This is a genomic window from Mesorhizobium silamurunense (assembly GCF_014843825.1).
GTDB classification, from domain to species: Bacteria; Pseudomonadota; Alphaproteobacteria; order Rhizobiales; family Rhizobiaceae; genus Mesorhizobium; species Mesorhizobium silamurunense.
This window is the reverse complement of sequence record NZ_JHQR01000427.1, coordinates 1-8084: the sequence shown is the minus strand read 5'-3', so window position 1 is coordinate 8084 and position 8084 is coordinate 1. Positions and strand designations below refer to the sequence as shown.

At 65.5% G+C, this 8084-nt stretch carries 9 protein-coding genes; 6 read left to right on the top strand and 3 right to left on the bottom strand.

The window, feature by feature from the left end; all coding sequences use genetic code 11:
* The 3 genes from DH10_RS35745 to DH10_RS35735 all read right to left on the bottom strand — a co-directional run.
* Positions 1-1169 (bottom strand): 5-guanidino-2-oxopentanoate decarboxylase (locus DH10_RS35745; protein WP_192385945.1); only part of this gene is annotated, 1169 nt, incomplete at its 3' end.
* Positions 1166-1834: a TetR family transcriptional regulator C-terminal domain-containing protein gene (locus DH10_RS35740; protein WP_192250987.1), complete on the bottom strand. Its 669-nt coding sequence runs from the start codon at positions 1832-1834 to the stop codon at positions 1166-1168. The genes DH10_RS35745 and DH10_RS35740, both read right to left, overlap by 4 nt.
* Positions 1804-2676, bottom strand: coding sequence for a dimethylarginine dimethylaminohydrolase family protein (locus DH10_RS35735; RefSeq protein ID WP_192250984.1), 873 nt, complete (start codon positions 2674-2676; stop codon positions 1804-1806). Before DH10_RS35735 ends, DH10_RS35740 begins: the two co-directional genes overlap by 31 nt.
* A 211-nt stretch (positions 2677-2887) precedes the next feature.
* Here DH10_RS35735 and DH10_RS35730 point away from each other — a divergent pair, with 211 nt between their 5' ends.
* The 6 genes from DH10_RS35730 to DH10_RS35705 form a co-directional block, all read left to right on the top strand.
* The gene (locus DH10_RS35730) at positions 2888-3703 is read left to right on the top strand and encodes an ABC transporter ATP-binding protein (protein WP_312891288.1); all 816 of its coding nucleotides are present in this window, start codon (positions 2888-2890) and stop codon (positions 3701-3703) included.
* A gap of 56 nt (positions 3704-3759) precedes the next feature.
* Positions 3760-4554, top strand: a complete 795-nt coding sequence (locus DH10_RS35725) for a transporter substrate-binding domain-containing protein (protein ID WP_192250981.1) — start codon at positions 3760-3762, stop codon at positions 4552-4554.
* Between the two features lie 202 nt (positions 4555-4756).
* On the top strand, positions 4757-5422 hold the full coding sequence (locus DH10_RS35720) for an ABC transporter permease (protein ID WP_192251248.1): 666 nt from the start codon (positions 4757-4759) through the stop codon (positions 5420-5422).
* Positions 5422-6231 carry an ABC transporter permease gene (locus DH10_RS35715; RefSeq protein WP_192385944.1) on the top strand — a complete coding sequence of 270 codons (810 nt, stop codon included), beginning with the start codon at positions 5422-5424 and terminating at the stop codon, positions 6229-6231. The genes DH10_RS35720 and DH10_RS35715 overlap by 1 nt, the downstream gene beginning before the upstream one ends.
* Before the next feature lie 84 nt (positions 6232-6315).
* On the top strand, positions 6316-7317 hold the full coding sequence (locus DH10_RS35710) for an Ldh family oxidoreductase (RefSeq protein WP_192250975.1): 1002 nt from the start codon (positions 6316-6318) through the stop codon (positions 7315-7317).
* Positions 7318-7788: 471 nt separating this feature from the next.
* Positions 7789-8084, top strand: a 296-nt coding sequence (locus DH10_RS35705) for an NAD-dependent epimerase/dehydratase family protein (RefSeq protein ID WP_192385943.1), incomplete at its 3' end; no start/stop codon positions are given.

Genomic DNA, 8084 nt, shown 5'->3' with positions numbered 1-8084 from the left:
TGGTCGTAATAGAGGTTGGCGGCGTAGATCGGCTGGGTCGAGTCGCCGACGATGATCGCGCCGGGCAGCGCGTCGCGAATTGCCTCCACCGCGCGCACCTGTGCCAAGTAGTCCGGTTTCAGTTCGGCCAATGCAGCCGCGCGCCCAGCGGCGGCGCGGGCCTCGCCGTCCTTCGCGGCGACATGAGCGGGCCCAAGCTCGGTCAGCAGCGCACCAAACGCCTCGGCGCAATCGGCCTGGAGGCCTACCGTCACCGGACGGCGGGAGAGCTGGTCGGCACCGATGTCGATGCGGATGAGGTTCGGCGGCAGCACGAAACCGCCGTCGCCATAGCCGTCATAGTCGGTCGGGCCGAATTCGGTGCCGGCGGCAATCACCAGATCGGCGTCCGCCATCAGAGCGCGCACCGCCTTCAAGCTCGGGCTCGCCGGCACACAGAGGGGGTGAGCATGCAGCAAGCCGCGCGCATTGGCGGTCTCGACGACCGGAGCGCCCAGCGCTTCCGCGAAGCGCCTGAGCGCCGCGTCGGCCTTCTTGGCGCCGCCCCCGGCAAGGATCAACGGCCGGCGAGCCGCCTTGATCAACCTTGCAGCGTCGGCGACCGCCGCAGCTGCCGGAGCGGGCGGCGCGCTGTTGCTGAGCACCGGCGCGAGCCCTTCGGCGGACTTCACCATGACGTCGGTCGGGATCTCGATATGGACCGGACCCGGACGCGACGAGGAGAAGACGGCGAAGGCATGGGCGAGAGCGCCCGGCAGCTCTTCGGCCTCGGTGACACGCTCAGAGAACAGCGCCACCTTCTCCATCATGCCGCGCTGGTCCGGCAATTCGTGCAGGAAGCCGAGCCCCTTGCCCAGCGTATCCGTGGCATTGACGCCGGAGATCACCAGCATCGGCACCGAATCGGCGCGCGCCTGGCCCATGGCGGTGATGGTGTTGGTGAGGCCCGGCCCGGTGATGACGAAGGCGACGCCCGGCCGGCCGCCGGCGCGGGCGTAGCCATCGGCCATGAAGCCGGCGCCCTGCTCGTGGCGCGGCGTGACGTGGCGGATCTTCGAGCGCGCCAGGCCGCGATAAAGTTCGACCGTATGCACGCCCGGAATGCCGAAGACGGTGTCGACGCCATGCGCCTCGAGCAAGGTGACGAGCGCTTCGCCGATGGTGGTCATTGGTTTTCTTCCCTTTCCGGCGCCAGGCCGAGTTCGGCCTCGACAGTCTTGATGCCAATCGCCGCCAGTTCGCCGGGCGAGAACATCTCGCCGGCCAGGCAGCCTTCGATCCAGAGCCCGTCGATGATCGCATTGATCGCGATGGCATGGTGGCGCAGCTGGCTTGCGTCCGGTTTGCGCTGTTCGGCGGCGAGCACTTCGGCCACAACCGCTTCCACCTCGTTGCGAAAGCCGAGATAGCCTTCGCGGTGGGCACGGGCCAGGGTCGGATCCGCACTGGCTCGGCCGAGGAAGGTTGCCCAGAGCGAAAACACCCGCGCGTCGATGATCGGCGCGTTGAGGTTGGCGGTGACGAAAGCCGCAAGGCGCTGGCGCGGCGAGGCATCTTCCATGACCAATGCTGCTTTCGCCTGCTCGGTCATGCGGCCGACCAGCGCGGTATAGGCTTCCTGCAGCAATTCTTCCTTGCCGGGGAAATAGTGCCGGATCAGCCCGGCGGTGACGTCGGCACGCAGTGCGATGGTGCGCAAGGTGGCGCCCTCAAGGCCATGTTCCGCCACGCTGTCCAGAGTCGCCTCGATCAGATCCTGCCGCCGCCGCTCCTCGCCCTCGCGACGGAACTTGCGGCGCGCATTCATTGGCGCAGGATCGGCCGCGTCAGGCATGTCGGCCCGCCTTCACAAGCGATGCAGAGCGCATCCGCCTCGAATATCTCAACCGAGCAGCCGGCGGCTTCCATCGCGGCCCTGGTCTTGGGAAAGCCTGCAACGGCAATGACCTTGAGCGGGCTGGTCGGCAGCACGTTCAGGCTGAGGCCGTTGGAAGCGGCGAACTCTTCGGCGTCGCCTTCGACCAGCCGGATGCCTCGCGCCTTCAGCATCTGATAGAACGGGGCGGGCAAAAGCGGTGAATAGACCAATGCAAGGTCGTCGGCCAGCGGGCTGATCACCGACATCAGATGCAGGCACGCCTCTTCGCCCTGCCATAGCGGCAGATCAAAGCCGTAGACGGAAATGCCGAGCGGCGTCAGCAGGTTGGAAACCTGCTGGATGCCTTCCTGGTTGGAGCGGACACCGCGGCCGATCGCCAGCGTGCGGGCATCCACCCATACACAATCACCGCCTTCGACCTGGCCAGGAGCCTCGACGCGGCCGAGGATCGGAATGCCTAGTCTCCTGTAGGTTTCCTCATGCAGGGAGGGCTCCCCGGCGCGCAATGGCTTGCCCATGGACAGGATCAGCGCGCCCCGATCGGTCATCAGCGATGGATCGTGCGTGAACACCGAATCCGAAAGGCCGTCGGCCTTGTCCTCGATCCATTCGATTTTGGCGCCGGAAGCCGCCACCAGTTCAGCAAGGATCGCATGCTGCAATGCTGCTTTCGCCGGGTTGAACCCCGGGCCATAGTGCCAGGCAGCCCTGTCGGCGTCGCGCATGGCGTTGGCCGCCGACCGCATCAGCACACGTCGCAGCGGTGCCGCCATGGATTGTGATCCGAAAGCGCTCATCGATGCCCTTTTTAAGCTGAAAAAAATCGAAAAAATTTCATGGAAGGCTATTTATACACTTGCATAACAAGGCCGCAAGTGCCGTAATGAGCGGGATTGACGGGCTCGCGCTGTTGGGTCCATGCTGAAGTCTGGAGTGGGCCGTACAGCGTATGTTGATTAGCCGGATAAACGTTCGACGAACTGCCTTCGACCAAATAGAGGTCACCCGGTGAGCGCGGTGGAAGCCGCCACAGTCCCATCCGGCGAGGCGCAAAGCGGCGCCGCCGAAGCCATCCATGTCGAGAACCTGCACAAGAAGTTCGGCCAGTTGCATGTGCTGAAGGGCGTTTCGCTGTCGGCACGCGACGGCGAGGTGATCGCCATCATCGGCGGCTCCGGTTCCGGCAAGTCGACGCTGCTGCGCTGCATCAACTGCCTGGAGAACCCAACCAGCGGCATCATTCGCGTCAACGGCGAGCAGATCAAGCTGAAGGCCGACAACCACGGCCACACCGTTCCCGCCGACCGCAAGCAGATCGAGCGCATCCGCTCAAGGCTCGGCATGGTGTTCCAGAACTTCAACCTGTGGAGCCACATGACGCTGATCGAGAACGTCATCGAGGTTCCGGTGCACGTGCTTGGCGTCAAGCGCGACGAGGCGATCGCCCAGGCCGAGAAGCTGCTTGCCCGCGTCGGGCTGGCGGAGAAGCGCGACGTTTACCCGGCATTTCTGTCGGGCGGCCAGCAGCAGCGCGCCGCGATCGCCCGGGCGCTCGCGATCAATCCGCGCGTCATGCTGTTCGACGAGCCGACCTCGGCGCTCGACCCGGAGCTGGTCGGCGAAGTGTTGAAGGTGATCGGCGACCTGGCGCGCGAGGGGCGCACCATGGTGCTGGTGACGCATGAAATGAAGTTCGCCCGCGAGGTCGCGACCCATGTCGTCTACCTCTACAACGGGCTGGTCGAGGAAGAAGGCCCGCCGGAACAGCTGTTCGGCGCGCCCAAATCCGAAAGGCTCAAGCAATTCCTCCGCAACGTCGGCTAGGGCCGGCGTCAAGCGGGGCGAAAAACCGGGAACAACAACAAACTGGGAGTCCTGAAATGAAGACTGTTCTCAAGACCTTCGCCGCGGCGCTGCTGTTCGGCGTCGCCGCGATGGGCGTGGCCAAGGCCGATCAGGTCAAGATCGGCGTCGCCGCCGAGCCTTATCCGCCCTTCACCTCGCCGGACGCGACGGGCAAGTGGGTCGGCTGGGAAATCGACTTCATCGACGCCGTCTGCGCCGAGGAGAAGCTCAACTGCGTCATCACGCCCGTTGCCTGGGATGGCATCATTCCGGCGCTGACTACCAAGAAGATCGACCTCATCGTCTCCTCGATGTCGATCACCGACGAACGCAAGAAGACGATCGACTTCTCGGATAAGTATTACAACACGCCGACGGCGATCATCGGGCCGAAGGACCAGAAGTTCGGCGCCACGCCGGATGACCTGAAGGGCAAGGTGATCGGCGTCCAGGTGTCGACGGTGCATGCGGTCTACGCCAAGAAGCACTTCACCGGCGCGCAGGAGATCAAGGAATACCAGACGCAGGACGAAGCCAACAATGACCTTGCGGCCGGCCGTCTCGATGCGGTGCAGGCCGACTCCATCGCGCTTGGCGAATTCCTCAAGACCGACCAGGGCAAGGCCTGCTGCGACCTGAAGGGCATGGTCGCGCCGGACGATGAGGTGCTCGGACCGGGCGTCGGCGCCGGCGTGCGCAAGGAAGACACCGCGCTCAAGGAAAAGGTCAACGCCGGCATCAAGGCGATCCGCGCCAGCGGCAAGTATGACGAGATCTCGAAGAAATACTTCGACTTCGACATCTACGGCGGCGCCACGCAGTCGAACTGACGTCTCCGCACGAGCTTAAGGGGCATGGCCGAGCGTCATGCCCCTTAGCCGAAACCTTGCCACGCATGCCTGCCGCTGAACGCTGCCGTCGGCGGTTGCCAGCAATCCGGGGGTGAAGCTGATCGACGTATTTCTTCCGGCCTCGGCGGCCGGCATCATCGAACTCCTGTCACCCGTGCCGCCGGGCTGGGGCGGCACCTTGCTGGTCGGACTGCTGCATTCGGTCGAGATCGCCATCGGTGCCACCTGCCTCGGCCTCTTGATCGGCACCGGTGGCGCCTGGGGCAAGCTCTATGGCGGGCCGGTGGCGCGCGACCTGCTCGCGGTCTACACGACCGTGGTGCGCGCCGTGCCTGAACTGGTGCTGATCCTGCTGCTCTATTACGCCGGCACCGATCTGATCAACCAGGTGCTGGCGGCGATGGGTTACCGGCGCGTCGACATCAGCGGGCTGGCGGCCGGCATCTTCGTTCTCGGCGTGGTCCAGGGCGCCTATTCGACGGAAGTCATCCGCGGCGCCATCCTGTCCATCCCGCAGGGGCAAATTGAGGCCGCCCGCGCGTATGGCATGTCGCCAGGCCTGATGCTGAGGCGAATAACGCTGCCGGCGATGCTGCCCTTCGCCATTCCAGGTCTCGCCAATCTCTGGCTGATCGCGACCAAGGACACCGCGCTGCTTGCCGTCGTCGGCTTCTTCGAACTGACGCTTGCGACGCGGCAGGCGGCAGGCGTGACCAAGGCCTATCTGCTCTTCTTCGTCGCGGCAGGTGCGCTCTATCTCGCTTTGTCGCTGTTCTCCAACCTGATCATCGGCCGTGTCGAGGCCTGGTCGCGGCGCGGCATGCCTTCGATCAAGGAGGCGCGCTGATGTCGTCCGAGGCGACCGCGATCAACATGGCGGCGCGTGCCTCGCTCTGGCTCAAGCCGCACCGCATCGCGCTGATCCTGATCGCCCTGGCATTGGTGTTCTGCGCGGCCTTCTTCATGCGCTGGGACTGGCTGCCGCAATATTGGCAGATGGGGCTGCTCGGCATCTGGCGGTCGCTGTGGATCCTCGTCGTCACCTGCGCGCTGGGCTTCATGCTCGCCGTGCCGCTCGGCCTTGCCCAGGCCGGCGGGCCGTTCTGGTTCGCCGTGCCGGCAAAGGTCTTCTGCACCATCATCCGCGGCACGCCGCTGCTGTTGCAGCTCTGGCTGCTCTACTACGGGCTCGGATCGCTTTTCCCCCAGTATCCATGGATACGCGAGTCCTGGATGTGGACATATCTGAGACAGGCCTGGCCCTATGGCGTGGTGGCGCTGACCTTGTCCTTCGCCGGCTATGAGGGCGAGGTGATGCGCGGGGCCTTCGCCGGCGTGCCAAAAGGGCAGTTGGAGGCGGCCCGCGCCTTCGGCATGAGCCGCTTCAAGATCTTCCGCCGCATATGGCTGCCGCAGGCTTTCTACCGGGCGCTGCCGACGCTGACCGGCGAAACCGTGCTGCAGCTCAAGTCGACGCCGCTGGTGGCGACGATCAGCGTCATCGATATCTTCGCCGTCTCCTCCAAGGTTCGACAGGACACCTACCTGACCTACGAACCCTTGCTGCTGCTGGCGCTGATCTATATGTCGATCACCGGCATTCTCGTTCTGATCTTCAGCCGGATCGAGGCGCGGATTCCGGTCAAGATCGGTTAGTGAGTGGTGAGTAGCGAATAGTGAGTAGTGGGCTGCTCGCTGGCTTATCTACTCACTACTTCCTACTCACTCAGGAGCAGCCCGATGCAACTCACTCTCGACCAGGCAACAGGGCTGTGCCGCATGGCGGCATTGGGCGCCGGCGCCAACGAGGAGGCGACACAGTCGCTGGTCGCCTCGATCATCTCGGCCGAGGCGGAAGGCCTGTCGGCGGTCGGCCTGTCGCATTTCATCGACTATCTCGAGGCGATCGAGGACGGCCGCATCGACGGCAATGCCGACCCGGTCGTCACCAGGCCGGCGCTGGCCGTCTATCTCTCCGACGCGCGAGGCGGGCTTGCCCATACCGGCTTCGATCGCACGATCGAGGATCTCGCCAAGGCGGCAAGACTGTTCGGCGTCGCCATTTTCTCGCAGAAGAACGCCTATACCTGCGGCGCGCTCGGCTATTTCACCGGGCGCCTGGCCGCACAGGGGCTGGTCTCCTTCGCCGCCACCAACGGGCCAGCGGTGCTCGCCGGCTCCGGCTCGGTCAAGCCGGTCTACTGCACCAACCCGATGTCGTTTGCAGCGCCGGCCGTCGACGGCCCGCCGCTCGTTATCGACCAGTCGTCGAGCGCCACCGCCTTCGTCAACATCCGCAAGGCGGCGGAAGACGGCAGGAAAATCCCCGAGGGCTGGGCGCTGGACGCCAGCGGCAACCCCACCACCGACCCGGCGGCGGCGATGAAGGGCGCGATGCTAGCCTTCGGCGGCCAGCGCGGCGCCAACATCGCACTTATGGTCGAGGTGCTGGCGGCAGGCATTTCCGGCGCCAACTGGTCGCTCGACGCGCCGTGGTTCTCCGGCGGGCCGGACAGCCCCGGAACCGGGCTCTTCGTTTTAGCCATCGAGCCCAAGCTGCTCGACCCGGATTTCGAACAGCGCATGCGTGACCAGCTCGACCGGCTGCGGCGGCGCTACGGCGTGCACATACCCGGCCGCGCCCGGGCCGAGGCCGCCGAGAAAGCGAGCGCACGCGGCATCGACGTTCCGAAGGCGGTCGTGCAGCGCATTTCCGAATTCGCCGAGCGCTATTCGGCCTGATCAAAGCCTCACCCGGCGACGGGCCGCGCGCTTCTCCACGCGCGCCCGTTGAACCTTTTTTCGCCCCGCAGCGACCCATCAGCGGCACCCACATCGCAAGCCGCAAAGGGTGGCTTGGGGTCGCGGCTTGCGGTTGGCGGCGCCGCGCCGGGCGTCCAGGGCCGGGGCGGGCGTGCTTGCTTCACGCCGCCTTGATACCGTCTCAGGTCAGGCCGCCTCGTTGGTCCCTGTTTCGGTGCGCGCACTGCCCGGAAAACCCCGCTTCGGCGGGGTTTTCTGCGTCGCCTGCCCTGGCGGCGATCCTGCTCTTCTTGGCATCCTTGGCGGTACCTGTCATTCGGTCGACGCATATCGTCAAGGCGTTCCGGCAGTGCTCAAAATTGGGCGCCGGCGACACCCGGTCGCCCTTTGCCTTTGGCGCGAAACCGACTATGAACGCCTCTAGCCAAGCCTAGCACGCCGGAGCCAGCCATGACCGAAATCCTGCAGACCCCCAAGCTAGTCGTCGTCTTCGGCGGGTCCGGCTTTGTCGGCCGTCATGTCGTGCGCGCGCTCGCCAAGCGCGGCTATCGCATCCGGGTCGCCTGCCGGCGGCCCGACCTTGCCGGCCATGTGCAGCCGCTCGGCAATGTCGGTCAGATCCAGCCGGTGCAGGCCAATGTGCGCGTGCGCTGGTCGGTCGACCGCGCCGTGCAGGGCGCCGACCACGTCGTCAACCTGGTCGCCATCCTGCATGAGACCGGCCGCCAAAAATTCGGCTCCGTGCA